A 24,513-nucleotide genomic window follows, 5' to 3' on the forward strand; every position below is an offset into this window, starting at 1 on the left:
CGCGCGCGGCGACCGGGATCGCGGTCCCCGGCCGGGCGGTCAGGGTGTGTAGACGACAGCCATCCGGGTGACCGCGCCGTCCTCAGTGGCGACGGCGACCATGGCCTCCTCGTTCAGCTTGAACCACCCGGCGAACTCCCGCTGGGTCATGGGGCACGTCCCGCCCTTCTCGGGAGCGTCGATGCACACGTCCCCGTTGGAGTCCTCCCACGTGTAGTACTTCACCGCCGCCGCGATCGGGACGGTGACCTTGGTGTGGCTCTCCTCGGTCACGTACTCCGCATGCACGCACCGGCCGTCCGTACGCTTGATCTTGAAGGCGCGGCAGTACGCGTCGCCGGTCATGAAGATGATCGGCTCCACGACGGCGGACGCGTTCTCCGGGTCGTACCCGTGCAGCTTGACCACCGACGTGGTGCTGCCCTGGGTGAGATCGGCGAACCGGGGCTGCGGCACGGGCTTCCTGCTCGCCGTCGCCGCCGAAGAAGCGGGCACCGGCGGAGGCGAGGCTGAGACATCCGGCGTGTTGGTGCCGCACCCGCCGGCCACGAACACCAGCAGCACGGCGAGCAGTTCGCGCTTCACAGTTTCACGACCTCCGCGTGGGCGAACGCGGCCCGGCCGTCGCCGCTGATGACGTCGTCGATGACGCCGAACGTGACCCGGCCGGACGCGAGGGGCGCCTGGTCGAGCCGGGTGGTGAGCAGCGCCGCACCCGCGACCGAGACGGTGGCCTGCTCGTCGCGTACGAGGATCTCGACCGGGCGGGCGCCGCCCAGCGCCGTACCGGTGAGCGCGGCCTTCACCTCGTCGGTGACGCCGTCCTTGGCGTCCACGCCCAGCCGGACCTCGGTCTCGCAGATCGACGCCAGGTAGGCCTTCGGGCCGGCGATACGGAACCAGATCACCGCGCACGCCCCCGGGGTGAGGATCGCCGCGTCGACGGTGATCGCCTGGTCCCCGGTGAAGGTCTCCGACGGTCCTTGGCAGCGGTACACCGGTGACATCCCGGTCCGGGCCTCGAGCCGGCCCTGGGAGAAGACGCACCGCCCGTCGGGGTCGGTGCGCGTGTCCCGCCACTGGCCGGGCCGGTCGAGGCGGTCGACGATGGCCAGGCCGCCCGCGGCCCGCTGCCAGGACGGCGCGGGAGCCGGACCGTCACCGAGCGAGGAGCCGGCCTGCACGTTCGTGGCCAGGCCCAGCCGGGGCAGCACCTGAGCGGTGACCAGGCCGGCCGCGGCCAGCGCCAGCACGGCCGCACCGGCCAGGACCATCCGCCGGGTCCGGCCCGATCGCGGGCCACCCCGGGAGATCCGGTGGGTGCGCTGCGCGGCCGTGGCCACCTCCAGCAGCTCCGGGCGGATCAGCTCGGTCTTCTCGTCGGCGTCCAGGTCCAGCAGCAGGTCGAGCAGCTCGTGCGCGGTGGGCCGTTCCACCGGGTCCTTGGCCAGCGTGCGGGCCACCACCCGGCGCAGCGGCTCGGGCAGCCCGGACAGCTCCGGCGGCTGGGTCAGGATCCGGGCCGCGGTCGCCGCGGCCGAATCGGCCCGGAAGGGGGTCCGGCCGGTGCCGGCGTACGCGACCACGGCGCCCCAGGCGAACACGTCGGCGGCCGGGCCGACCACGCCCCGATGGTCGGTGTCGAAGCGTTCCGGCGCCATGTAGGCGACCGTGCCGACCATCTGATCGGTACGCGTGTGCTGGCTCGTCGCCTCGAAGGCCCGCGCGATGCCGAAGTCGATCACCTTGGGCGTGCCCAGCGCGAACAGCACGTTGGCCGGCTTGAGATCGCGGTGGATCACCCCGGCACCGTGGATCGCGGCCAGCGCTGTCGCCACCCCGACCGCGACGCTGTGCAGGCTGCCGCCACGCAGCGGGCCGTGCTCGGCGATCACCTCGGCCAGGCTCGGCCCGTCCACGTACTCGACCACCAGGTACGGCGTCGGATGGTCGGGGTCGGCGTCGAGCACCTCGGCCGTGCAGAACGGCGGGACCTGCCGCGCCCGGTTGACCTCGCTGCGGAACCGGCCGCGGAACTCGGTGTCGTTGGCGTACTCGGGCCGGATCATCTTGACGGCGACCAGCCGGCCGCCGGCGTCCCGCCCGAGGTAGACGGCACCCATGCCGCCCTGGCCGAGCCGCCCGAGCAGCCGGTAGCCGCCCAGCTCGGCCGGATCCCCCGGCAGGAGTGGATCAGTCACGGGCAGGACGATACATCGAGACCCTTCAGCCGCCCGCCGCGCCGGGTCCCACCGGGCTCAGCCCGGCCGCGCCGCGCCGGGCACCCCGGCCGGCGTCAGCGCCGCCGACGCGAGCAGCGCCAGCTTGTCGGCCGCGTCGCTGCCCGCGTCCGGGTGGTAGATGACCAGCATCTGGCCGGCGGTGCCGCTGATGCCGAGCTTCTCCCGGTTCAGGCGCAGCTCACCCACCTGCGGGTGGTCGAGGTGCATCGGGGCACCTTCACGCACCCGTACGTCGTGACGCCCCCACAGCTGCCGGAACCGCGGGCTGGCCAGTGACACCTCACCGACGAGCTCGATGAAGCGGGGGTCGTCGGTGTCGGTGCCGACGGACTCGCGGAAGCCCGCGACCAGGCGCTCGGTGTCCGCGTCCCAGTCCGGGTAGAGCTCGCGCTCGGCGGGCTCCAGGAAGACGTCGCGCAGCCGGTTGCCGCCCACCACCAGCCGCGGCGACAGCGCGGTGGCCAGCGCGTTCGCGGCCAGGACGTCGAAGTAGCGGCCCTCCACGAACGCGGGCAACGGCAGCGTGGCGACGAGCTTGGCGATGCCGGCGGGGACGCTCTCGCGCCGCGGGCGGCGCCGCGAGCGGCGGGGCTTCTCCGCCCCCAGACCGAGCAGGTACGCCGTACCGTCGTCGTCCAGGTGCAGCACCCGGGCGAGCGATTCCAGGACCTGCACGGACGGGTTCCGGTCGCGGCCCTGTTCCAGCCGCAGGTAGTAGTCGGCGCTGATCCCGGCCAGCATCGCGACCTCCTCCCGGCGCAGCCCCGGCACCCGCCGCAGGCCCAGCACGGGAATGCCGGCCTGCTCCGGGGTCACGAGCTCGCGGCGGGCACGCAGGTAGTCGCCCAGCGGGTTCGACTCGACGCTCATGAGTTCACGGTAGGCCGCGGCCGGGGCCGGTGCCTGGTCCTGCGACCCCCGGTCATCCGGCGATGGCGTCGAGTTCGGCGATGGTCCCGGCGTCCAGCCAGAGGGTCGCGGCGGCGAGGTTCTCTCGGAGGTGCGCCACTGACGACGTACCCGGAATCAGCAGGATGTTGGGCGACCGGTGCAGCAGCCAGGCCAGCGCGACCGCCTTCGCCGGCTGCCCCAGCCGCGCCGCGACCGTGTCCAGCACGCCCGACTGCAGCGGGTTGAAGCCGCCCAGCGGCCAGAACGGTACGTAGGAGATGCCCTGGCTGTGCAGGTCGGCGATGATCGCCTCATCCCCGCGGTGCGCGATGTTGTACCAGTTCTGCACGGTCACGATCGGCGCGATCGACTGCGCCTCACGGATCTGCCCGGCGTCGACGACCGACACCCCCAGGTGCCGGATCTTGCCCTCGTCGCGGAGATCGGCCAGCGCGCCGAAGGGCTCCGCGAGCGAACCGGGCACCGGCGAGTGCCCGTCCGCGCCGCCACCGACGCGCAGGTTCACCACGTCCAGCGCCTCGACGCCGAGAGTGCGCAGGTTCGACTCGACCTGTTCGCGCAGCTGCCGCGGCGAGCGGGCGTGCGGCCAGCCGCCGTTCTCGTCGCGCACCGAGCCGACCTTGGTGACGATGTGCAGGTCGTCGCCGTACGGCGCCAGCGCCTCACGGATGATCTCGTTGGTCACGTGCGGGCCGTAGAAGTCCGCGGTGTCGATGTGGTTGACGCCCGCCTCGACCGCGGACCGCAGCACCGCCACTGCCTCCGCGCGGTCCCGGGGCGGGCCCCAGACACGCGGCCCGGCGAGCTGCATGGCGCCGTAGCCCATCCGGACCAGGGCCGGGCCGTTCTTGATCTCGAATACTCCACCGAGCGTGTTCTCTGTCATGTCGTCAAGCGTGCGACCCGGTCCGCGCCGCAGGCAGACCTCCAGTGATCCTGGGAGTGACAGGGACAGTCAGGCCGGGGTCCGCGGTGCGGCAAACCGCCGGCGATAGTCCGCCGGGCTCAGCCCGACGTGCCGCTTCAGCAGGCTGCGCAGGTTCGCCGCCGAGCCCAGCCCGGACCGCCGGGCCACGACGTCGAAGCGCTCGTCCCCGCCCTCGATCAGCCGGCAGGCGAGCGCGACCCGTTCCGCGGTCAGCCAGGCCAGCGGCGTCGTGCCGGTCTCCCGGCGGAAGTGGCGGTGCAGGGAACCCGCCGTCATCCCGGCCTGGCGGGCCAGATCCGCCACCGCCAGCGGCTCGGCGAGGTGTTCGCGCGCCCACGCCAGCACCGGCGCCAGCGACCGGTCGGCGTGCACCGGCACCGGACGGTCCACGAACTGCCGCTGGCCGCCGTCGCGGAAGGCGGCGAACACCAGCCGGCGGCTGACCCGGTTGGCCACCTCGGCGCCGTGGTCACGGCGGACCACGTGCAGCCCGAGATCCAGGGCGGCGGCACTGCCGGCCGAGGTGAGCAGGTCACCGTCGTCGACGTACAGGACGTCAGGTTCCAGGTGTACGGCGGGGAAGCGCTCGCGGAACTCGTCGGCGAGCTGCCAGTGCACCGCCGCCCGGCGCCCGTCCAGCAGCCCGGCCTCGGCCAGGGTGAAGGCGCCGGTGCACAGCCCGATGAGGCGGGCCCCCCGCTCGTACGCGCGCCCGACAGCAGCGAGCACCGCGGCCCGCGACGGCGTCTCGACATCGGGCCGGTTGGGGACGATCACCGTGTCCGCCTCGTCCACGTCGGCCAGCGTCCCCGGCGCGCTGACCGCGAACAGGCCGTCGCGCATCGAGGTCCGCCGCCGCGGTGACACGACCCGCAACCGGTACAGCTCCCGGCCGATCTCCGGCCGCAGCGGCGCCCCGAAGATCTCGCACGCGCAGCCCACCTCGAACGGGTTGGAATGCTCGTCCACGATCAGGGCGACGCGATGCGGGCGCCGCCCGCCCGGCGGTGAGGATTCTTGCGACATCGGCCATTCCTAGCACTGTCGGCGGCCCGGCCGCGACGCCATGATCGAAGCCGTGGGCGACCCGGCGAGCGCGAGGAGCAGTGCGATGCTGCAGAAGATCACCGTGGCGGACGAGGCGGCCGGCCTGACGGAGTTCTGGTCCCAGCGCGTCGTCGCGGCGGCGAACGGGAACCTGTTCAAGGTGGCCAAGGGCACCGGCTCGACCACCTGGCACGCTCACGAGGACCAGGAGGAGACGTTCCTGCTGCTCAGCGGCGAGCTCACCGTGCAGCTGCGGGACGGCGACGTGCTCCTGCGGCCCGGTGACCTGCTGGTCATCCCCCGCGGGGTCGAGCACTGCCCGACGGTGGTGGGCGAGGCCCGGTTCCTGCTCATCGGCCCGGAGGTCACCTCGACCGAGGCCGGCGGCAAGCCCGCCTGGAGCCGGCCACCGGCGTCCGGTCCGGACAGCTGACCCTAAGATCTGGCGAACGGGCACCGCGGACCTGAGGAGCTTTCGTGACGCACTCGGCGACGTTCCTCCTCGACCGCCTGCAGCGGGCCGGGATCAGCGATGTCGTCACGGTCGAGCCGGTGACCGGCGGGCTGGCGGCGCTCGCGGGCATCGCGACCCGCCGGGACGCGCCGCCGGTGTTCGTCAAGGCCTTCGCCGACCCACCGGACGACGACGTCTTCGCCGCGGAGGCCGAGGGGCTGACGGCTCTGCGCGAGCCCGGCGGCGTGGCGACACCCGACGTGATCCGGGCCGATCGGGAACTGCTCGTGCTGTCGATGCTGCGGCCGCGACCGCGCGACGAGGACTTCTGGGAGCAGCTGGCGCATGCGCTGGCCCGCCTGCACCTGAGCACCGTCCACGGGCGTTTCGGGTGGCACCGCGACAACTGGCTGGGCCGCCGCCGGCAGACCAACACCTGGAGCGAGGACGGTTTCGCCTTCTTCGCCGAGCACCGCCTGCTGCGATGGCTCGGGCAGCCCCGCGTCGACGCGGCCCTCGGCGCGGGCGACCGGGCGGCGCTGGAGCTGCTGTGCCGGCGCCTGCCCGACCTGCTCCCGGACCGACCGGCCTGCCTGACCCACGGCGACCTGTGGACCCAGAACGTCTTGTCCACCGCGGACGGCCAGCCCGCGCTGATCGACCCGGCGGTGTCCTACATGTGGGCCGAGGTCGACCTCGCCCACGTGTGGTCCACCTCGCCGCCGGCCGAGGCGGGGCGGTTCTTCGCCCGTTACGCCGAGCTGACCGCACTCGACAGCGGCTGGCCGGCCCGGATGCCGATCATCCAGCTGCGACAGCACCTGGCCGTACTGGCCCAGTTCGACGACGACTGGGGCGCGGCCGAGCAGATCCGGGCGACTCTTGCCCCGTTCCGGACGCGGAGCTGACCGGACGCGACCCGCGGCGCGGTCCGCCGGTCAGCCGCTGACCTCGGCCACCAAGGCGTCCGGCACACCGCGGAGCCCGGCCAGCGTCTCGGCCTGTCCCGCCAGCTCGAAGTCCTCGGCCATGGCCTGCGGGTCCCGGAACGCGACCTGCGTCCCGTCGTCGCCGGACCACACCAGGATGCGCAGCGGCAGGTCGATCCCGGCGCGCGGATCGGCCAGCATCAGCGGCGTCCCGGCGGCAGGGTTGCCGAACACCAGCACCACCTCGTCGGACAACTCCAGGCCCACGCCCCGAGCCCCGGCCCCGTGATCGATGGTCGCGAACAACGTGATGCCGCGTCGCTGCAGGGCGGCGGTCAGTTGCCGCACCGTCGTCGCGACGTCGGACCGGGAGCGTGCGGTGATCAGGGCAGCCGACATGGCGTCTCCTTCGTATCAGGACCGCTGCGTCAGGGACCGCTGCACCGGCCGGACGCGATGGCCTTCTGCAGGTGGTCCCCGGCCCAGCGGGTCAGCTCGGCCAGGGCGGGGCGGATCGCCGCGCCGTGCTCGGTGAGCTCCTACCGGACCCGGATCGGCCGGCTCGAGGGCAACCCGGACGCGCTGCGGGAGTCCGTCCTGTCCTGACCGCATCGTTTCTTCGCGGGTTTTTCGGGCCCGAGTGATCTTCTGGTCTGGTCCCACGAACCGATTAGTCAGGAGTCAGGCACATGCGCATCAGAACAGTGATCGGACTGGCCGTCGCGGGCGGCGCCGCTGTCGTCGCGGCGGGGCTGGGCGGCTCCGCCCTGGCCGCGGAACCCGTCGAGTCGCCGGTGCCGGCCGTGGCCGAGGTGAGTCCGGCCGTACCGGCGGCAGACGGCGCCGCCGGCGTGGCAGCGCAGGACGACTGCCCCTGGAAGGACGGCACGAGCGGCGAGAGCGGCGCACCGGCCGAGACCGGACCGGGTGAGGCCGGACCGGCCGGCACCGAGACGCTCTGATCAAGGCGTCCGAGCATCACGCCGGCAGGCCGGCGGCCAGCTCGGCCACGGTGTGAGCGCCGATGCCGCTGAGCGGTTCGCCGGTGCAGGCCGCGGCGACCGCCCGTACGTGATCCTGGGCGTTGGGCGCGAGCCCGTCGTAGATGGCGACGAACAGGTCGCGGGCGGGCTCGCGCAGCCACCCCGGCGGGAGCAGCCGGCTGGGCAGCCCGGGATCGAGGATGGGCAGCCGCCGATAGGTGTCCATGATCTCGGTACGGGCCTGGACCGCCTCGGGCCCGCTGATCCGCCCGGCGTGCAGGCGGGGAAGCACCGGCCGCCACCTCGCGATGAAGGATTCGTACTGGCCGGCGATGGCCGCGGTGTCCCACGCGTCCAGGGGTGAGCGGCCGGTATCCGCCGCCAGGTCGAGGTGCCGGCCCCGGAAGACAGTCATGGTGGCACCGAACGCGGCGAGCTGCTCCCGGGCCTTCCCGGTGAACCGGCGCGGGGAGACCCAGAGACCGTCGTACAGCGGGGCGAAGCCCATCCAGCGCAGCTGCGTGCGGAGCCCACGCCGTTGCGCCGCCTGGTCGCGCGGCAGCGAGAAGGCGAGCACCGTCCAGAGCTCGTCCCACGGTTCGGCCACGACGGGCGAGACGATGGCGCTGCCGCCGGTGGACAGGAAGCCGGCGGCGGCCAGCGTGAGCCGGTAGGAGCTGCGCCGTCCCTGCCGGCTGCCTTCCAGCACGCCGCGCCGGGCGAGCCGGCTGATCGCGGTCCGGGCCCCGGCCTGGCTGACGCCGGCCTCGGCGAGCAGGGCGACGATGGCCGCCGACGGGAGCCAGGCCCGGTTGCGCAGGGTGTAGTCGGCCAGCAGGGTCACCGTCAGCCCCTGCGGCGAGCTGCCCGCCTGCCGGCGGGGCAGCCGCACCGCCTCCGCGGCGTCATCCGGAAAGATCTCCTCGATGTCGTACGGACTTGTCACGCGCCGACTGTAACGGCATCCGGTGACGTCGTTCGATTGATCAGCATCGATTGACAGTTTGCGGTCCTGGGTGCACGCTAACTGCCATACGACGGGGTTCGCGCCGGGCCGCGCGACAGATGCCGTGACCCAGGGCAGTCACGCGCACGTCTCCGACGATGTTGCGCGCCGTGCTGATCCGGCGCGCGCCGGCTCTGCCTTCCCCAGGAGTGACAAGGCATGAAGTTCAGACGACATCTCTTGCTGTCCGTCGCGACCTCGCTGGCCCTCATCGGGCTCGCTGTCCCGGCGGCCCGGCCCGCGTACGCGGCCTCGTTGACCGAGGTGACCAGCTTCGGCAGCAACCCGGGCGGGATGCGCATGCACATCTACGTCCCGGACGCGCGCCCGGCCGACCCGGCGATCGTGGTGGCCATGCACGGCTGCGGCGGCTCCGGTCCCGGCTTCTACTCCGGCAGCGAGTTCGCCTCGCTGGCCGACCGGTACGGCTTCATCGTGATCTACCCCTCCGCGATGCAGGAAGCCGGCTTCGGCAAGTGCTTCGACACCTGGTCGGCGGCGGCCAAACAGCGCAACGGCGGCAGCGACCCGGTCTCGATCGCGTCCATGGTGGCCTACGCCGGCCGGCAGTACGGCGGCGACCAGAACCGGGTGTACGCCACCGGCAGCTCGTCCGGCGGCATGATGACCCAGCACATGCTCGCCCTCTACCCCGACCTGTTCAAGGCCGGCGCGGCGTTCATGGGCGTGCCGTTCACCTGCTTCGCCAACGCGGCCGACTATCCGCCCGGCGGTCAGTGCACGGGTGGCAGCATGAACCGCACGCCGCAGCAGTGGGGTGACGCTGTCCGCCAGGCCTCACCCGGCTACTCCGGCGCTCGTCCGAGGGTGCAGCTCTGGCACGGCACCAACGACACGCTGGTGCCGTACTCCCTGCTCCAGGAGTCGATCGAGCAGTGGACCAACGTGTTCGGGCTCAGCCAGACACCGTCGTCCAGCGACACCCCGCAGGCCAACTGGAACCGCCGCCGCTACGCCGACGCCACGGGCACGGTGCAGGTCGAGGCGTACAGCATCCAGGGTGCCGGGCACAGCCTGCCCAGCACCGGGATGGCCGCCGCCGCCATAGCCTTCTTCGGCCTCACCACGCCGCCGTCGACGCCGACGTCGACCCCACCCGCGACCGGGGCGTGCCGGGTCACCGACACGATCAGCGCCTGGAACACCGGCCTGACCGCGAACATCACCATCACCAACACCGGCGCGACCGCCGTCGACGGCTGGTCGCTGGTCTTCACCCTGCCCGGTGGCCAGAGCATCACCGCCGGGTGGAACGCCACCTACTCCCCCGCCACCGGCCAGGTGACAGCCCGCAACGTCGGCCACAACGCGGCCATCGCCCCCGGCGGCGCGGTCACCGTCGGGTTCCAGGCCACCCACACCGGCAGCACCGGCCCGCCACCCTCGTTCAGCCTCAACGGCACGCCCTGCACCGTCGCGTGAGCCGTCCGGACGCACCAGTCAGGAGACAGCAATGACAGTGAGACCATGGCGCCGGCTCCTCGCCGCGGCCGCCACCGCCGGGACGATCCTGGTCGCCGCGGGAGTCGTGGGGCTGACCGGGGGAACCGCCTCGGCGGCCACCGCGGGCTGCGGCAAGACCCCGACCCTGCGCGACGGGACCTACACGATCCAGAGCGGTGGCCAGAACCGCTCGTACATCCTGCGGCTGCCGGGCAACTACAGCAACAACCGGGCGTACCGGCTCGTCGTCGGGCTGCACTGGCTCAACGGCAGCGCCAACGACGTCGTCGGCAACGGCTTCTACGGCCTGCAGCAGCGCGCCGAGACCAGCGCCATCTTCGTGGCCCGCAGGGCCTCGACGCGGGCTGGGCCAACACCGGCGGGCGTGACGTCACCCTGGTCGACGACGTCCTGCGGGTGGTCGAGAACGACCTCTGCGTCGACCCGGCGCAGCGGTTCGCGCTGGGCTTCAGCTACGGCGGCGCGATGAGCTACGCCCTGGCCTGCGCCCGGCCCACCGTGTTCCGGGCGGTCGCCCCGATCGCCGGCGCCCAGCTCAGCGGCTGCGCCGGGGGCACCCAGCCGGTCGCCTACTTCGGGATCCACGGCATCCGCGACAGTGTCCTGAACATCTCCCAGGGCCGGTCGATCCGGGACACCTTCGTACGCGCCAACGGCTGCACCCCGCAGAACCCACCGGAGCCGGCACAGGGCGGCGGAACGCACATCACCACCGCGTACTCGGGCTGCCGGGCCGGATATCCGGTCCAGTGGGCCGCGCACGACGGTGACCACGTCCCGCTGCCGACCGACCGCAACGCCTCGACGTCCTGGGTCTCCGCCGAGGTGTGGCGGTTCTTCACCCAGTTCGGCGACACCACCCCGCCGTCGAGCCCGACGCCCGGGCCCTCGACGCCCGGACCCACGACGCCCGGACCGACCACCCCGGCGCCCGAGACCGGCGCCTGCCGGGCCACCGCCACCGTCAACGCCTGGAACAACGGGCTGACGAGCAACATCACCGTCACGAACACCGGCAGCGCCGCCATCAACGGCTGGGCCCTGGCCTTCACCCTGCCGGCGGGTCAGACCATCACCGGCGGCTGGAGCGCCACCTACTCGCCCACGTCCGGACGGGTCACGGCGACCAACGTCGGCTACAACGCGGGCCTGGCCCCCGGAGCGTCGGTCAGCTTCGGGTTCCAGGCCACCCACACCGGCAACAGCGGAGCCCCGAGCACGTACGCGCTCAACGGCTCCGCCTGCACCACCGCCTGACGGGGAGCTGAGGTTCAGGGTGACCTGGACCTCAGTCCTTGCCGATCCCGCTCGTGAGGCCGCTGATCAGCTGCCGTTCGGCGAACGCGTAACACACCAGCGACGGCAGCATCGCCAGCGTGACGTAGGCGAGGATCCGCGCGGTGTCCGCCGAGTACTGCGACTGGAACTGCTGGACGCCCAGCGGCAGCGTCCACCACCGCGAGTCGTTGAAGACGATCAGCGGGAGCAGGAAGTTGTTCCAGCTGCCGACCACGGCGAGCACCGAGACGGTGCCCAGGGCGGGCCGGGACATCGGCAGCAGGATGCGCCAGAAGAACCGGAACGGGCCGCAGCCGTCGAGCACCGCGGACTCCTCGACCTCGGCCGGGATCGTGCGGAAGAAACTGCGCAGGATGACGATGGTGATCGGCAGGCCGAAAGCCGCCTGCGGCAGGATCACCCCGAGCGGGTTGTTCAGCAGGTTCATCTCGCGCAGCAGGACGAACAACGGCAGGATCGCCACGGCGAACGGGAACATCAACCCGATCGCGAAGAGCATGAACAGCAGCTCCCGGCCCGGGAAGGCATAGCGGGCAAAGATGTACGCGGCCATCGCGCCGACCAGTACCACCAGCACCGTGCTGGCGATGGCCACGCTCAGGCTGTTGGTCGCCTGCAACCAGAAGGCTCCCGAGCCGAGGGTGTCGAGATAGTTGCCGGGGACCCACGGATCCGGCAGCCCGAACGGGTTGGCGAACAGCTGGCCGTTGTCCTTGAAGCCACCGAGGACGCCGAAGACGATCGGCACCACCACGACGGCGCCCACGAGAATGCTGACGACGTGCAGCGCGCCCGCACGCGCGACGCGGCGTGGGTTGCGAGGCCTTCGCCCGGTGGCGGCGGTCGTGGTCATCGCTGGTCTCCGATCGTGGTGATCGCGCCCTCGAGGTCCCGGCGCAGGACAAAACGCTGGTACAGCAGGCCGAAGGTGAGGCTGATCAGGAAGATCGCCATGCTGATGGCGCTGGCGTAACCCACGTGGAACCGTTTGAAGCCCTCCTGGAACATCGTCACGGCGAGGGTCTCCGAGGACCGGATCGGGCCGCCGCCGGTGAGCACCCAGACCATGTCGAACAGCTGGATGGTGCCGAGGATCGACAGGAACACGCTGATCCGGATGGTGGGTCCCAGCAGCGGCAGGGTGATGCGCCGGAACGCCTGCCACGGCCCGGCCCCGTCGATGGCCGCGGCGTCGTGCAGCTCCTGCGGGATGCCCTGGCGGCCGGCCAGGTAGAGGATCGTGTGGAAGCCGAAGTACTTCCACGAGATCACCAGGAACAGCGAATACATCACGGTGTCGGGGTCGGCCAGCCAGGTGGCGCCCAGGTCACCCAGCCCGATCAGCCGGGTGACGTGGTTGGCCAGGCCCTGATTGGGCGAGAAAATCATCGTGAACAGGACCGCGGTGACCACCTCGGACAACACGTACGGGGTGAAGAACAGCATCCGGTAGGCGCGCCGGCCCCGCAGCGGCTGGTTGAGCAGCATGGCCAGGGCCAGCGAGAACGGCAGCTGGATGGCCAGGGAAAGCACCACCAGCAGCAGCGCCCGCTGCAGGTCGCCGGCGAAGATCTCGTCGGTCAGCAGCCGGCGGAAGTTCTCCAGGCCGACGAAATCGGTGGGCGCGCCGAAGCCGTTCCAGTCGAAGAAGCTGCCGTACGCCGCGATCACGATCGGCGCGAGCACCAGCACGGCGAACAGCACCAGGGCGGGGCTCAGGAACGCCACCACGGTGGGCCAGGGTCGCCGCCGGCGCGGGGTGGGCCCGGCCGGCGGCTGCGGCGGAGCCGGCGCGGGCCGGCGTTCGTCGGTGAGCACCGCCGCTCAGCCCTGTTTCGCCGCAGTGGTGACGGCCTTGACCACCTGATCCGGTGACGACTTGCCGGCCAGCAGCTCGGCCACGCTGTCGTTGACCTGCTGGCCCACGGCCGGGGCGTAGGCCTGGTCCAGGTACAGCTGGAAGCCGGTCGCCCGGTTCATCGTGTCGGCCACCAGCTTGAGGTTGGGATCGGTGACGGCGTCCGACGCCGCCTTGACGACCGGCAGCACACCGGCGGTCCTGGCCTCGATGCGGGCGTTCTCGGGCTGGGCGATGAATTTCAGGAACTCCACCGCTCCGGCGGTGCGTCCTTGCCCACGGCGAAGCCGCCACCGCCGCCGAACGCGTCGGTGATCTTGCCCTTGCCACCGTCGACCGCCGGGAACGCGAAGAATCCGAGCCGCTCGCCGAGGCCCTTCTTGCCGGCCGAGTTGTCGCGCTGGACGACCGGCGCCCACTGGCCCATGAGCTCCATGGCCGCCTTGCCGTTGCCCACCGTCGCGGCCTGTCCGTCCGCTGTGGAGTAGCCCGCGGCCAGGTAGCCGGTCTGGAACGGTTGCAGCGCGACGAGCTCGGCCAGGCGGGTGCCCGCGGCGACGAAGTCGGGCTTGGCGAAGTCCTTGTCCACGGCCGCCTGCCGCAGCGCGTCCAAGCCGCCGATCCGCAGGGCCAGGTAGGCCCAGTAGTAGTGGCCGGGCCACTTCTCCTTGCCGGCCAGCGCGATCGGCGTGATGGACGCGGCCTTGAGCTTGCGGACCGCCTCCAGGTACTCCGCCCAGGTGACCGGCGCCTTGCTCACCCCGGCCCGCTCGAAGAGCTCCTTGTTGTACCAGAAGCCGACCATGCCCGTGTCGACCGCGGACGCGTACGTCTTGCCCTCGATCGTGTAGGCGTCCAGCGCGGTCGGGATCAGCGTGTCCTTCCACTGGGCGACGTCCGCGGAGAGGTCCTTGACCATGCCCGCGTCGGCCTGCTGGGCAAGAACGCCGCCACCCCAGGTGTGGAAGATGTCCGGCGGGTCACCGGCCTGCACGACGGTGGTGAGCTTGGTCTTGAACGCCTCGTTCTCCAGCGGCGTGATCTCGAACTTGACGCCGGGATGCGTCGCCTCGAACCGGCGGGCCATCTTGGCCCACTCCGACAGCATCGGATCGGCGTTGGCGATGTGCCACCACCGGATCTTCTTGCCCGAGCCCGACCCGCCCTCGTCGCCGCTGCACCCGGCCAGGACGGTGCCGGCCGAGGCCGCGGCGGCCAGTCCGAGTACCGATCTGCGGCTGAACCGTACGGAATCTCTCACGGTCAACTCCCCCTTCGACGCCGTTCCCGGCGCACGGTGGACCGGCGGCCGGGCCACCCAGCCGCGAAACTTTCATAGATTGATCGATATAAATCGGAAGCTAATTCGGCACGTTACGAGTTCATATCCAGCCGGTCAAGACCAATCACGGACCGGGTTCGCGCGGCGCAGCCGACGCTTCTCCGAAACCTTCCGGCCACAACAACCGGCTTGTTGTCGAAACTTCCAGAACTCGGTTGACCTGCTGTTCCGCGCCTGCGCCGGACACCCGGATATGGGCGGTGACCCCGTGCGAATAGTGCGATTCCCCGGTTCTGAATAACTGTTACGCCGATCCGGATACTGAAGTCGTCCCGGAAAGGGCCGGCAGGCGGTCAGCAGGAAGCGACCAATCGGGATCGGCGATCCCGGAGGGGACGGCGAAGCCGGCAGTGCGACGCAGCAGGCGCCGGGACGCGGACCAGGCGTGGCTCGACGACCTGGTTCAGGCCCGCGAGTATCCCGGATTCCGGGCCGGGGCCCGCCGGGCCGGCGGGCAGCACCGAGGCGGCGACCGTCGCGCTGCTGCCCGTGGACGTGCTGGGATCGCCGGCACCGCCGTCGGCCGGGCCGCCTGGCGGAACCCGCCGCGCCGATCCTCGCCGTGCCGGCCCTCGCCGGGGTGATCAGGAGGGTTGGCGCGCGGCGTGGGTCTCGACGAGTCCGTCGACGCCGCGCAGGAAGGTCTCGCAGATCAGAACCGGATCGAAGAGGCAGCCGGCCGCCATGGCGCCGTCGCGGAGCATGACGAAGTGCTGCGCGGCGGGCTCAGCCGAGTCCTGCTGGATGCGCGCCATCAAGGTGTTGATCGTGTCGAGGAACCATTCCCGGTGGGCGAGGACCGTCCGGTGCACCGGATGCCCGGGATCGGGATACTCCGCCACCGCGTTCAGGAAGGCGCAGCCGCGAAAGCCCGCGGATCGGATGCCCTCGGCGATCGACGCCGCGACGGCCCGGACGGCCTCACCCGCCGGCAGGCCGGCGGCCAGCACCGCTTCCACCTGGCCGCGGATGGCCTGGTCGGCCCCCTGCAGGTAGGCGACGACAAGATCGTCCTTACCCGGGAAGTGCCGGTAGAAGGTGGCCCGGGTCACCTGCGCCTCGGTGATGATCCGATCGACGCCGACCGCGTGGATGCCCTCCGCGTAGAAGATCCTCCCTGCCGTGCTGAGCAGCCGCAGCCGCGCCTCGGACGGCCGGCTCTCGGTTTCGGTACGCGCCATCGGCCCATCATAGCGACAGAACGTTCGGTCTTGACAGATCGGGCGACCACCGCCCACCATGACCAAAGACAGAACGTTCGTTCTACCTCGACTGGAGATCATCATGACCACCCTTGCCGCCCCCGGCATCTCCACGACGGCGGCCGCCCTGCGGCGGCTGTACTTCGTCCGCTTCGCGTTCGCCGTGGTCTGGGCCCTGGTGATGTTCACGACCGCCGACCATCTCGGTCCCCTCGCGGTCACGCTGCTGGTGCTCTACCCGCTGTTCGACGTGGCCGCCGCCGTCGTCGACCTGCGCGCCTCGCGCGCCACCGGGTCGTCCAACCTGCTGTTCGTCAACATCGCGGTCAGCCTGCTCACCGCGATCGGCCTGGCCGTCGCCACCACCTCCGGCATTCCGGCGGTCCTGCGCGTGTGGGGTGCCTGGGCGGTCGTGGCCGGCCTGATCCAGCTGGTCGTGGGGGTCACCCGCCGCCGGATGGGCGGCCAGTGGCCGATGATCATCAGCGGTGGCATCTCCGTCCTGGCCGGTGGGGCGTTCATCACCGGCGCCTCCGCCGACAACCCGACGCTGACCAACGCGATCGGCTACGCCATCCCCGGCGCCGTCTTCTTCCTCATCTCGGCCATCCGTCTCGGCCGCGCGGCGAAGGGCAACTGACATGACCGGCACGACGTACGACGTCATCGTCATCGGGGCGGGACCGGTCGGTGAGAACGTGGCCGACCGGGTCGTGCAGGGCGGCCTCACCGCGGCCGTCGTGGAGCGGGAACTGGTCGGCGGCGAGTGCTCCTACTGGGCGTGCATGCCGACGAAGGCGTTGCTGCGCAGCGCGGCCGCACTCCGGGCGGCCCGGCAGGTGCCCGGCGCCCGCGAGGCGGTGACCGGCGGGCCGGACGTGGCCGCCGTGCTGCGCCGGCGGGACTCCTTCGCCTCGAACTGGGCGGACGACGGGCAGGTGACGTGGCTCGGCTCGACCGGCATCGCCCTGCACCGCGGCCAGGGACGGATCAGCTCCGAGCGGGTCGTCGAGGTGACCGCGCCGGACGGTGCCACGACGACGCTCACCGCCCGGCACGCGGTCGTCGTCGCGACCGGCAGCAGCGCCCTGGTCCCGGACATCGCGGGTCTGCGCGAGGCTGCGCCGTGGACGAGCCGGGAGGCTGCCGCCGCGACGGCGGTTCCGGCTCGGCTCGCCGTCATCGGTGGTGGCGTGGTGGCTTCGGAGATGGCGACCGCGTTCGCGGGTCTCGGCTCCATCGTGACGGTGCTGGCTCGCGACGGTGTGCTGCCGCAGGCCGAGCCGTTCGCCGGCGAGCTGGTCACGACGTCGTTGCGGGACGCCGGCGTGTCGGTGCGCCCCGGCGCCGAGGCCGCGTCGGTGACGCGCGACGGCGACGGCACGGTACGGCTGACGCTCACCGGCGGCGAGCAGGTCGAGGCCGACGAGCTGCTGGTCGCGGTCGGCCGTACGCCGAACACGCTCGACATCGGCCTGGACCGGATCGGCCTCAAGCCCGGCGCCTGGCTCACGGTCGACGACACGTTGCGGGTCCTCGGCGAGGACGGGACACCGGCCGGCGACGGCTGGCTGTACGCCGCCGGTGACGTCAACCACCGCGCGCTGCTGACCCACCAGGGCAAGTACCAGGCGCGCGCCGCGGGCGACGTCATCGTGGCGCGCGCGAAGGGTGCGCCGGTCCAGGACGGCCCGTGGGGACGGCACGTGGCCACGGCTGACGAGCGCGCGGTGCCGCAGGTGGTCTTCACCGATCCGGAGGTCGCGTCGGTGGGGCTGACCGCTGCCGCCGCCGAAACCGCCGGACTGCGGACCCGCGTCGTCGACTACGACCTGGCCGCGGTCGCCGGCTCCGCCCTGCACGCCGACGGATACACCGGGCACGCCCGGCTGGTCGTCGACGAGGACCGGCAGGTGATCGTCGGGTGCACGCTCGCCGGCCCGGACGTCGCGGAGCTGCTGCACGCCGCGACGATCGCGGTCGTCGGCGAGGTTCCGCTGGACCGGCTGTGGCACGCCGTTCCCGCGTACCCGACGGTCAGTGAGGTCTGGCTGCGCCTGCTGGAGGCGTACGGCCGGAGCTACCAGGCGACGACGCCCTGAGTGCTCGGCTGGATGGTGCCGAGCTTCAGCGACCTCATGGTGATGAGGCTGCGTTCGTCGGCGGCGTTGTAGAGGCTGACGAACACGCGGCCGTCGACCCGGCACGCGGCGTCGGAGTTGTTGGCGATCGTGACGAGCCCGCGCTGAGCCCCCACCGCGGTCGGGTCGTCGCTCTGCGCGGTGACCGCGATCTCCAGGTCGCCGTCGCTGCACCGGGCGGCCTGCGGCGTCTTGCGCAGGGTGGGTGCCACCTGCGGTTCGTCGGTGGGGCCGCCGGCGCCACCTTCGGCGCGGCGAGAGGTCGGACCGGTGGCCGGCGCCGGGCCCGCACTGGGTGAGACGTCGTTCCTGGACGGTGTGCTGCCGCTCGGCACGGGCAGTGCCCCCGCGCCCGGATCGAGGACCGGCGAAGGGCCGGCCGCCGAGTCCTCCGACGCCTGACCGGGCAGCAGCTGCCGGACCGGGCTGAAGGCCAGCGCGCCGAGGGCAACAACAGCCGTGGCCGCCAGTACGGGCGCGGTGCGCCGCCACCGCCGTACCGATGTCCTGGTGTCGGGGCCGGCGGCCGGCCGGCGTCCTGCCTGCCGCGCGGCCTGGGCCGCCTGGGCCAGCGCCGGGCGGCCGGCCAGGTTGACGGTCGTCGGCGCGCCGACCGCGACCAGCTCGTCGAGCAGCTCGAAGGCCGTCGGCCGCAGCTCCGGCTCCTTCTCCAGGGTCCGCGCGACCAGGTCGCGCAGCGGCGTGGGCAGACCCTCCACGTGCGGCGGCCGGGTCAGGATCGCGCCGGCCGTCGCGGCCGCGCTGTCGCCGCCGAAGGGCGTGCGACCGGTGCCGGCGTACGTGACGACCACGCCCCACGCGAACACGTCCGCGGCCGGCCCGAGTGGATCACGCCGGCGCCGTGGATGGCGGCCAGCGCGGTGGCCACGCCGACCGCCACGCTGTACAGGCTGCCGCCGGTCAGCGGGCCCTGCTCGGCGACCACCTCGGCGAGGCTGGGACCGTCGACGTACTCGACGACGAGGTAGGGCGTCTCGTGGTCGGCGTCGGCGTCGAGCAGCTCGGCGGTGCAGAACGGCGGCACCTGGCGGGCCCGGTTGACCTCGCTGCGGAAGCGGGCGCGGAACTCCTCCTCGTACGCCAGCTCGGGCTTGACGACCTTGATCGCCACCAGCCGCTCGTGCCGGTCCTCGGCGAGATAGACGGTCCCCATGCCGCCCTGCCCGAGCCGGGCCAGCAGACGGTAGCCACCGAGGAACTGCGGGTCAGTGGATCGCAGCGGCGCCTTCATCGGGCTGGACGATACTACGCAAACTGCGCCCCGGCAGATGTGGTGGTGGCCACGGATCCGCTCGTATGCCGTCATCCTGCGGCGGGGCGACGTAGCGTTGAGGGCTGCCCAGGGCGGGTCCGTATGCCGCACGCCTGGTTGACGCCGACCCTCGAGGTGAAGATGGTGCACGCCCGGTGACCGTGACGACCGAACCGCAGCTGGTCTCGCTCCCTCCGATCGTCATCGCACCAGTGCCTCCGGCGGTGTTCCGTTCCCCGTCGGCGCCGGCCACCCGCACCCTGGTCGACATCTTCGACGACACCGTGCGCGCACACCCGGGCGCCCGCGCGCTCGACAACGGCACCACCGCGCTGACGTACCGCGAGCTCGCCGATGAGGTCGAGGCCGTCCGGGTGACGCTGGCCGGGCACGGGATCGGCGCCGGCGACCGGGTCGGCGTACGGATCTCGTCCGGCACGGCCGAGCTGTATCTGGCCATCCTCGGCGTGCTCGCGGCCGGGGCCGCCTACGTGCCGGTCGACGCCGACGATCCCGAGGAACGCGCCGAGCTGGTCTTCGGCGAGGCGGGCGTGAGCGCGGTGCTCGGTGACGGGCTGAGCGTCTCGCTGCGCCGTACCCCCGAGGGCCGCTCCGCCCGGCCCGGACCGGGCGACGACGCCTGGATCATCTTCACCTCCGGCTCGACCGGCACCCCGAAGGGGGTCGCGGTCAGCCACGGCGCCGCCGCGGCCTTCGTCGACGCCGAGGCGCGGTTGTTCCTCGCCGGTGAGGTCAGTGAGGCGATCGGCCCGCAGGACCGGGTGCTGGCCGGGCTTTCCGTGGCGTTCGACGCCTCCTGCGAGGAGATGTGGCTGGCCTGGCGTCACGGCGCCTGCCTGGTGCCGGCCGAGCGGTCGCTGGTGCGCAGCGGCGTCGACCTCGGCCCGTGGCTCGCCGAGCAGCGCATCACCGTGGTCTCGACGGTGCCGACGCTCGCCGCGCTGTGGCCGGTCGAGGCGCTGGAGGAGGTACGGCTGCTGATCTTCGGCGGGGAGGCCTGCCCACCCGAGCTCGCGCAGCGCCTGGCCGTCGAGGGCCGCGAGGTCTGGAACACCTACGGGCCGACCGAGGCGACCGTGGTGGCCTGCGCCGCGCGGATGACCGGCGAGGGACCGGTGCGCATCGGGCTGCCGCTGGCCGGCTGGGAGCTCGCGGTGGTCGACAGCACCGGCGACCCGGTGGCGATGGGTGAGACCGGCGAGCTGGTGATCGGCGGCGTGGGTCTGGCCCGCTACCTGGAAGCCGCGAAGGACGCCGAGAAGTTCGCGTCGCTGCCGTCGCTGGGCTGGCCGCGCGCGTACCGCAGCGGGGACATCGTCCGGGCCGAGCCCGAGGGGCTGCTGTTCGTCGGCCGGGGTGACGAGCAGGTCAAGCTGGGCGGGCGCCGGATCGAGCTGGGCGAGGTCGATGCCGCGCTGCAGGCGCTGCCCGGGGTCGCCGGGGCGGCCGCGGCGGTGCAGCGGACCGCCGCGGGCAATCAACTGCTGGTCGGGTACGTGGTGCCGGCCGACGGTGTGACCTTCGATGCTGCCGCGGCGGCGTTGCGCATCCGTGAGCAGCTGCCGGCCGCGCTCGTGCCGCTGCTGGCCGTGGTGGACGCGCTGCCGACCCGTACGTCCGGCAAGGTGGACCGGGCGGCGCTGCCGTGGCCGCTGGCCACCGCCGGGGACGCGGCCGGTGAGCTGACCGCGACCGAGGAGTGGCTCGCCGGTGGCTGGGCCGAGATCCTCGGCGTGCGTCCCACCGAGGCGGAGGCCGACTTCTTCAACCACGGCGGCGGCAGCCTGAACGCGGCGCAGCTGGTGGCGTGGATCCGCCGGCGGCACCCGCGGGTCTCGGTGGCCGACATCTACCTGCACCCGAGGCTGTCGCGGCTGGCAGCGGTGCTGGACGCGCTCGACACCACCGCGGCGACCCGCCGCGAGGTCCGGCCGACGCCGCGGCGCGCCGGGCTGGTCCAGGCCGTGCTGATGGTCCCGATGCTCGCGCTCGTCGGCCTGCGCTGGCTGACCGTACTGGCCGCCCTCGGCAACGTCCTGGCGTTGCTGGCCCCGGCGTCCTGGACGCCGGTCGTGTCCTGGTGGTGGGTGGCGCTGGGCTGGGCGCTGCTGTTCAGCCCGCTCGGCCGGATCGCCGTGGCCGCCGCGGGAGCCCGGCTGTTGCTGCGCGGCGTACGCCCGGGCAGCTACCCGCGCGGTGGCGGCGTGCACCTTCGGCTGTGGGCCGCCGAACGGCTCGCGGAGCTGTCCGGCGCCACCAGCGTCGCCGGAGCGTCCTGGATGATCACGTACGCCCGGGCGCTCGGCGCGCAGCTCGGTCCCGACGTCGACCTGCACTCCGCGCCGCCGGTCACCGGCCTGCTGAAGCTCGGGCGGGGTGCGGCGATCGAGCCGGAGGTCGACCTGTCGGGCCACTGGATCGACGGCGATGTCGTGCACATCGGCAAGGTGCGCGTGGGGGCGGGTGCCCGGGTCGGGTCCCGCAGCACGCTGATGCCCGGTGCCCGGGTCGGCAAGGGCGCGCGGATCGCCGCGGGCTCGACTGTGGCCGGTGCCGTACCGGCCAACCAGCGCTGGTCGGGCTCGCCGGCGGCGCCCGCGGCCAAGGAGCCGGCCGCCTGGCCGGCGCAGCGTCCGCCGCGCTCCCGGGTGGCGTCTCGTTTCTGGACCGCCGCGTACGGCCTCACCGCGCAGTTGCTGGGACTGGTGCCCGTGGTGGCCGCTCTGCCGGCGCTCGTCCTGCTCGGCTGGACGGTGACCGTCCGCCCGGCCGTCGGCACGGTGCTGGCCGCCATTGCGGTGGGCACCGTCGCCTACGTCGTGGGCTATGCGCTGCTGGTGCTCGTCGCCGTCCGGGCCCTGAGCATCGGCCAGCGCGCCGGATACCACCCCGTGCAGGGCCGGGTGGCGTGGCAGGTGTGGACGACCGAGCGGCTGATGGGGATGGCCCGGGTGGGGCTGTTCCCGCTCTACGCCAGCCTGTTCACGCCGGTGTGGCTGCGGCTGCTGGGCGCGAAGGTCGGGCGCGGCGTGGAGGCCTCCACCGTGCTCGCGCTGCCGGCGATGACCACGGTCGCCGACGGGGCCTTCCTGGCCGACGACACCATGGTGGCCACGTACGAGCTGAGCCACGGGTGGCTGCGGGTCGCCCCGGCCCGGATCGGCAAGCAGGCCTTCCTCGGCAACTCCGGGATGGCCGCACCCGGCCGTTCGGTGCCCAAGCGGGGACTCGTCGGTGTGCTGTCGTCGGCCCCGCGCAAGGCGAAGAAGGGCACGTCGTGGCTCGGTGCGCCGCCGATGCCGTTGCGCCGTACCGTCGAGGCGGCCGACACCAGCCGCACCTTCGACCCGCCGGCCCGGCTCAGGCTGGCCCGGGCGGCGATCGAGCTGTGCCGCATCATCCCGGTGATGTGCGCGGCCGCCCTGGCCGTCGGCGTCCTGGCCGCGCTCGCCTTCGTCTGGCAGACCTACGGACTGTGGGTCGCCGCGCTCGCCGCCGGACCGGTGCTGCTCGGTGCGGCGATCGTCGCCGCCGCGACCGCGACGGCCGCGAAGTGGCTGCTGGTCGGGCGGTTCCGGGTCGCCGAGCGCGCGCTGTGGACCTCCTTCGTGTGGCGCAACGAGCTCGCCGACACGTTCGTCGAGGTCCTCGCGGCGCCGTGGCTGATCCGCTTCGCGACCGGCACGCCGCTGCTCACCGCCTGGCTGCGCACGCTCGGGGCGAAGATCGGCCGCGGCGTCTGGCTGGAGACCTACTGGCTGCCCGAGTACGACCTGGTCACCCTCGGTGACGGCGCCACGGTGAACCGCGGCTGTGTCGTGCAGACCCACCTGTTCCATGATCGGGTGATGAGCATGGACGAGGTGACACTGGGCGCGGGAGCCGCTCTGGGCCCGCACGGCATCGTGCTGCCCGGCGCGAGCATCGGCGCCCGCACCACCATCGGCCCCGGCTCGCTGGTGACCCGCGGCGACGCCGTGCCGGACGACAGCCGGTGGCGGGGCAACCCGATCGCGACCTGGCCGGCCCCGGCCGGCCGCCGGCCGTGACCCCGGCGCCGGGGTCCCGTGGTGCCACGCCCGGCGCCGACCGCTCCAGCGACTCCTACCTGCCCGGGCACGGCAACGGCGGCTACCGGGTCCTGCACTACGACCTCGACCTGGACTACCGGGTGGTGTCGAACAGGCTCGCCGGCCGGGCGGTCGTCACCGCGATCGCCGAGCAGCCGCTGTCGCGGTTCACCCTCGACCTCGGCCGCCTCCAGGTGCAGGACGTCCGGGTCGACGGCCGCCGGGTGAAGTACACCCACCGGCCGGACAAGCTGCAGATCAGGCCCGAGCGCCCGATCGGCGCCTGGGACACCTTCCGGGTGGAGATCCGGTACGCGGGCAAGCCGGTGCCGATCTCCGGCCGGTGGGGTGACCTCGGGTGGGACGAGCTCACCGACGGGGTGCTGGTCGCGAGCCAGCCGAACGGCTCGCCGTCCTGGTTCCCGTGCGACGACCAGCCCGGCGCCAAGGCCACCTTCCGAGTGGCGGTCACGGCCCCCTCGCCGTACACGGTGCTGGTGACGGGCGATCCCGTGTCCCGGCGGCGCGGCGCGGGCAGCACCACGTGGGTGTACGAGCGGTCCGAGCCGACCTCGCCGTACCTGATGAGCGTCCAGATCGGCCGCTACGAGCTGATCGAGCTGGCGGCCGGTGACGTGCTGCAGCGCGCCGCGATCCCGCCCACGCTGCGCGCCAACGCCGCCCACGACCTCGGCCGGCACGGCGAGATCATGGCGGCGATGCAGCGGCTGTTCGGGCCGTACCCGTTCCGCGAGTACGTCGTCGTGGTGGCCGACGACGACCTCGACGACCCGGTCGAGGCGCAGGGCATGGCGATCTTCGGCCGCAACCACCTCGACGGGCGGCGCACGCACGAACGGCTCGTCGCGCACGAGCTGGCCCACCAGTGGTTCGGCAACAGCCTCACGGTGGCCGACTGGCGCCACATCTGGCTCAACGAGGGCTTCGCCACGTACGCGGAATGGCTGTGGTCCGGCGTCGCCGGCGACCTGCCGGCCGAGGCCCTGGCAGCGCAGTGGTACGAGCGGATCGCGGCCCGCCCGCGCGACGTCATCGTGGCCGACCCGGGCATCGACCGGATGTTCGACCCGCTGGTCTACAAGCGCGGGGCCCTCACGGTGCACGCCCTCCGCAAGCGGATCGGCGAGGAGCCGTTCTTCACGATGCTGCGCGCGTGGGTGGCCGAGCACCGGCACGCGACGGTGACGACCGAGCAGTTCCGGGCGCACGCGCAGCGCTTCGCCCGGGAGCCGCTGGACGACCTGTTCGCCGCGTGGCTCGACAACCGGGCGCTGCCGCCGTTCCCTCGGTGACGGTGCG

At 72.8% G+C, this 24,513-nt stretch carries 25 protein-coding genes; 11 read left to right on the plus strand and 14 right to left on the minus strand.

Annotated features, from left to right (window positions below; translation table 11 throughout):
* Window positions 1-39: 39 nt before the first annotated feature.
* From ACZ6S4_RS15425 to ACZ6S4_RS15445, 5 genes are all read right to left on the minus strand, one after another.
* Window positions 40-585: a hypothetical protein gene (locus ACZ6S4_RS15425; protein WP_465475554.1), complete on the minus strand. Its 546-nt coding sequence runs from the start codon at window positions 583-585 to the stop codon at window positions 40-42.
* A complete protein-coding gene (locus ACZ6S4_RS15430; RefSeq protein ID WP_465475555.1) occupies window positions 582-2,201 on the minus strand; it encodes a serine/threonine-protein kinase in 1,620 nt (539 codons plus the stop codon). The genes ACZ6S4_RS15425 and ACZ6S4_RS15430 overlap by 4 nt, the downstream gene beginning before the upstream one ends.
* A 57-nt stretch (window positions 2,202-2,258) precedes the next feature.
* Window positions 2,259-3,113: a helix-turn-helix domain-containing protein gene (locus ACZ6S4_RS15435; protein ID WP_465475556.1), complete on the minus strand. Its 855-nt coding sequence runs from the start codon at window positions 3,111-3,113 to the stop codon at window positions 2,259-2,261.
* A gap of 52 nt (window positions 3,114-3,165) precedes the next feature.
* Window positions 3,166-4,041, minus strand: a complete 876-nt coding sequence (locus ACZ6S4_RS15440; protein ID WP_465475557.1) for an oxidoreductase — start codon at window positions 4,039-4,041, stop codon at window positions 3,166-3,168.
* A 69-nt stretch (window positions 4,042-4,110) separates the two neighbouring features.
* A complete protein-coding gene (locus ACZ6S4_RS15445) occupies window positions 4,111-5,109 on the minus strand; it encodes a GlxA family transcriptional regulator (RefSeq protein WP_465475558.1) in 999 nt (332 codons plus the stop codon).
* Between the two features lie 85 nt (window positions 5,110-5,194).
* Between ACZ6S4_RS15445 and ACZ6S4_RS15450 the strand changes: the two genes are divergently transcribed.
* Window positions 5,195-5,563, plus strand: coding sequence for a cupin domain-containing protein (locus tag ACZ6S4_RS15450; protein ID WP_465475559.1), 369 nt, complete (start codon window positions 5,195-5,197; stop codon window positions 5,561-5,563).
* A 44-nt stretch (window positions 5,564-5,607) separates the two neighbouring features.
* The gene (locus tag ACZ6S4_RS15455) at window positions 5,608-6,492 is read left to right on the plus strand and encodes a fructosamine kinase family protein (protein ID WP_465475560.1); all 885 of its coding nucleotides are present in this window, start codon (window positions 5,608-5,610) and stop codon (window positions 6,490-6,492) included.
* Window positions 6,493-6,522: 30 nt separating this feature from the next.
* On the opposite strand, the gene ACZ6S4_RS15460 is transcribed toward ACZ6S4_RS15455, so the two are convergent.
* Window positions 6,523-6,912: a DUF302 domain-containing protein gene (locus ACZ6S4_RS15460; protein ID WP_465475561.1), complete on the minus strand. Its 390-nt coding sequence runs from the start codon at window positions 6,910-6,912 to the stop codon at window positions 6,523-6,525.
* Between the two features lie 57 nt (window positions 6,913-6,969).
* On the opposite strand from ACZ6S4_RS15460, the gene ACZ6S4_RS15465 reads away from it, so the two are divergent.
* Together ACZ6S4_RS15465 and ACZ6S4_RS15470 are read left to right on the plus strand one after the other, a co-directional pair.
* Window positions 6,970-7,119 (plus strand): hypothetical protein, encoded by a 150-nt coding sequence (locus tag ACZ6S4_RS15465; RefSeq protein ID WP_465475562.1) that lies wholly within the window; start codon window positions 6,970-6,972, stop codon window positions 7,117-7,119.
* Between the two features lie 83 nt (window positions 7,120-7,202).
* A complete protein-coding gene (locus ACZ6S4_RS15470) occupies window positions 7,203-7,475 on the plus strand; it encodes a hypothetical protein (RefSeq protein ID WP_465475563.1) in 273 nt (90 codons plus the stop codon).
* A 16-nt stretch (window positions 7,476-7,491) separates the two neighbouring features.
* Here ACZ6S4_RS15470 and ACZ6S4_RS15475 read toward each other — a convergent pair whose 3' ends face one another.
* The gene (locus ACZ6S4_RS15475) at window positions 7,492-8,442 is read right to left on the minus strand and encodes a PaaX family transcriptional regulator (RefSeq protein WP_465475564.1); all 951 of its coding nucleotides are present in this window, start codon (window positions 8,440-8,442) and stop codon (window positions 7,492-7,494) included.
* Between the two features lie 219 nt (window positions 8,443-8,661).
* Here ACZ6S4_RS15475 and ACZ6S4_RS15480 point away from each other — a divergent pair, with 219 nt between their 5' ends.
* From ACZ6S4_RS15480 to ACZ6S4_RS15490, 3 genes are read left to right on the plus strand one after another with little or no spacing between them, the layout of a single operon-like run.
* On the plus strand, window positions 8,662-9,945 hold the full coding sequence (locus ACZ6S4_RS15480) for an extracellular catalytic domain type 1 short-chain-length polyhydroxyalkanoate depolymerase (protein WP_465475565.1): 1,284 nt from the start codon (window positions 8,662-8,664) through the stop codon (window positions 9,943-9,945).
* A 31-nt stretch (window positions 9,946-9,976) separates the two neighbouring features.
* Entirely contained in the window at window positions 9,977-10,456 is a 480-nt protein-coding gene (locus tag ACZ6S4_RS15485; RefSeq protein ID WP_465475566.1) for a hypothetical protein, read from the plus strand.
* Entirely contained in the window at window positions 10,384-11,244 is an 861-nt protein-coding gene (locus tag ACZ6S4_RS15490) for a CE1 family esterase (protein WP_465475567.1), read from the plus strand. Before ACZ6S4_RS15485 ends, ACZ6S4_RS15490 begins: the two co-directional genes overlap by 73 nt.
* Before the next feature lie 31 nt (window positions 11,245-11,275).
* Here the strand turns inward: ACZ6S4_RS15490 and ACZ6S4_RS15495 are convergent, their stop codons facing one another.
* The 5 genes from ACZ6S4_RS15495 to ACZ6S4_RS15515 all read right to left on the minus strand — a co-directional run bounded on the left by ACZ6S4_RS15495 (window position 11,276) and on the right by ACZ6S4_RS15515 (window position 15,667).
* Window positions 11,276-12,139, minus strand: a complete 864-nt coding sequence (locus tag ACZ6S4_RS15495) for a carbohydrate ABC transporter permease (RefSeq protein ID WP_465475568.1) — start codon at window positions 12,137-12,139, stop codon at window positions 11,276-11,278.
* Entirely contained in the window at window positions 12,136-13,104 is a 969-nt protein-coding gene (locus ACZ6S4_RS15500; RefSeq protein ID WP_465475569.1) for a carbohydrate ABC transporter permease, read from the minus strand. Before ACZ6S4_RS15500 ends, ACZ6S4_RS15495 begins: the two co-directional genes overlap by 4 nt.
* 6 nt (window positions 13,105-13,110) lie before the next feature.
* Window positions 13,111-13,398 carry a hypothetical protein gene (locus tag ACZ6S4_RS15505; protein ID WP_465475570.1) on the minus strand — a complete coding sequence of 96 codons (288 nt, stop codon included), beginning with the start codon at window positions 13,396-13,398 and terminating at the stop codon, window positions 13,111-13,113.
* Entirely contained in the window at window positions 13,386-14,405 is a 1,020-nt protein-coding gene (locus ACZ6S4_RS15510) for an extracellular solute-binding protein (RefSeq protein WP_465475571.1), read from the minus strand. The genes ACZ6S4_RS15505 and ACZ6S4_RS15510 overlap by 13 nt, the downstream gene beginning before the upstream one ends.
* A gap of 665 nt (window positions 14,406-15,070) precedes the next feature.
* Window positions 15,071-15,667, minus strand: coding sequence for a TetR/AcrR family transcriptional regulator (locus tag ACZ6S4_RS15515; RefSeq protein ID WP_465475572.1), 597 nt, complete (start codon window positions 15,665-15,667; stop codon window positions 15,071-15,073).
* A gap of 103 nt (window positions 15,668-15,770) precedes the next feature.
* Here ACZ6S4_RS15515 and ACZ6S4_RS15520 point away from each other — a divergent pair, with 103 nt between their 5' ends.
* Together ACZ6S4_RS15520 and ACZ6S4_RS15525 are read left to right on the plus strand one after the other, a co-directional pair.
* On the plus strand, window positions 15,771-16,328 hold the full coding sequence (locus ACZ6S4_RS15520; RefSeq protein WP_465475573.1) for a hypothetical protein: 558 nt from the start codon (window positions 15,771-15,773) through the stop codon (window positions 16,326-16,328).
* A 1-nt stretch (window position 16,329) separates the two neighbouring features.
* Entirely contained in the window at window positions 16,330-17,790 is a 1,461-nt protein-coding gene (locus ACZ6S4_RS15525) for a dihydrolipoyl dehydrogenase family protein (RefSeq protein ID WP_465475574.1), read from the plus strand.
* On the opposite strand, the gene ACZ6S4_RS15530 is transcribed toward ACZ6S4_RS15525, so the two are convergent.
* Window positions 17,769-18,641: a serine/threonine-protein kinase gene (locus ACZ6S4_RS15530; protein WP_465475575.1), complete on the minus strand. Its 873-nt coding sequence runs from the start codon at window positions 18,639-18,641 to the stop codon at window positions 17,769-17,771. The two genes, ACZ6S4_RS15525 and ACZ6S4_RS15530, sit on opposite strands and share 22 nt — an antisense overlap.
* The gene (locus ACZ6S4_RS15535; protein ID WP_465475576.1) at window positions 18,563-19,081 is read right to left on the minus strand and encodes a protein kinase domain-containing protein; all 519 of its coding nucleotides are present in this window, start codon (window positions 19,079-19,081) and stop codon (window positions 18,563-18,565) included. Before ACZ6S4_RS15535 ends, ACZ6S4_RS15530 begins: the two co-directional genes overlap by 79 nt.
* Window positions 19,082-19,263: 182 nt before the next feature.
* Here ACZ6S4_RS15535 and ACZ6S4_RS15540 point away from each other — a divergent pair, with 182 nt between their 5' ends.
* The gene (locus ACZ6S4_RS15540; protein WP_465475748.1) at window positions 19,264-23,172 is read left to right on the plus strand and encodes a Pls/PosA family non-ribosomal peptide synthetase; all 3,909 of its coding nucleotides are present in this window, start codon (window positions 19,264-19,266) and stop codon (window positions 23,170-23,172) included.
* The gene (locus ACZ6S4_RS15545) at window positions 23,169-24,506 is read left to right on the plus strand and encodes a M1 family metallopeptidase (protein WP_465475749.1); all 1,338 of its coding nucleotides are present in this window, start codon (window positions 23,169-23,171) and stop codon (window positions 24,504-24,506) included. The genes ACZ6S4_RS15540 and ACZ6S4_RS15545 overlap by 4 nt, the downstream gene beginning before the upstream one ends.
* Window positions 24,507-24,513 lie beyond the last annotated feature (7 nt).

It is taken from the genome of Actinoplanes sp. NPDC051405 (assembly GCF_055586185.1).